This is a genomic window from Peptoniphilus phoceensis (assembly GCF_001517665.2).
In the GTDB taxonomy this organism is placed as follows: domain Bacteria; phylum Bacillota; class Clostridia; order Tissierellales; family Peptoniphilaceae; genus Peptoniphilus_A; species Peptoniphilus_A timonensis.
On the sequence record NZ_LN999799.1, the window covers coordinates 1 to 1,106 of the forward strand.

Sequence of the window (1,106 nt, forward strand, 5' to 3'; positions counted from 1 at the left end):
GAAACAAAAAGAAAAAAATAGAAGAGAAATTGAAAGATTTAAATGCAAGATACAAGGAAATCTGCGATGAAGAAATACAAGTTGAAAATGAAGAAATAATTGTAACTCTTAGGAGGAACAATATTAGTTTGGAAGAATTAATGGAGAAAATTAATGATAGAAAAAGAGAAGAAAAATTAAAAGAAAAGGAGAACATTCATAATGAAGAAATTTAATACGAACAGACTAAGAGCCTTTTTTATGGCTCTTTTATTAGTTTTAACATCAACTTCAACTACTAATGTACTAGCTAAAGCTGATGATACAGATGGTAGTAAAAAAGTGATAGAAAGTTCAATAAGTAAAATTAGTGATTTAGAAAATCAGATCAAAGACTTAAATGATAAGAAAAAAGAAGACCAATCAAAGATAGATGAATTAAAGGAAAAGTTAGAATCTTGCAAAGATAATGGAGAAAAACTAAAACAAGAAAAGTCTAAGCTAGAAGAAGAGATTAGAGATAAAGATAATAAGATTGCTCAATTGAATAAAGAAATTGAGGAACTTAAAAATTCTAAAAATGATGAACTAATAGCAGAAATTACTCAGCTTAAAGATGAATTAAAAAGATTACAAGATGAAAATGCAAAACTAAAAGAAGATTATTCATCTACAAAATGGGAGTTAGAATCTGAAAAAGAAAAGACCGACAAAAACGAAAATAAAATCAAAGAAATGCAAGAAAAACTTGAGTCTTTAGAAGGAGAACTTGCAAAGAAAAATAAAGAAATTGAGGATAAAGACAATAAAATTAAGGACTTAGAAAAAGCTCTTGATGAAAAAGACACTAAGATAAAAGACCTCGAGTCTAAGAAGAAAGAAATAGAAAATTCTAAGTCAGAATGCTTTAAGAAAATTGAAGAGCTTCAAAAGGCTATTGATAGCTTAAAAGAATCTTCTGAAAATACGAAAAAAGAATTAGAGGAGAGAATTAAAAGGCTAGAAGAAAAACAAAAAGCTTCTGAAGAAGAAATTAAAAAGCTAAAAGAAGAATTAGATAAGAAAATCGAAGAAGCAAAGAAGTTAATCGAGGAAGCAAATAAAAAATCGAAAGAAGAACTTGAAAA

The 1,106-nt window shown here is 27.0% G+C and carries 1 protein-coding gene and 1 pseudogene; both read left to right on the plus strand.

Annotated elements, in window-relative coordinates:
- Positions 1 to 215: hypothetical protein (locus tag BN3657_RS00005; protein ID WP_062551278.1), on the plus strand; the 215-nt coding region annotated here is incomplete at its 5' end.
- Positions 202 to 1,106, plus strand: a pseudogene (locus BN3657_RS00010) (stalk domain-containing protein); the annotation flags it as partial. The gene BN3657_RS00005 and the pseudogene BN3657_RS00010, both read left to right, overlap by 14 nt.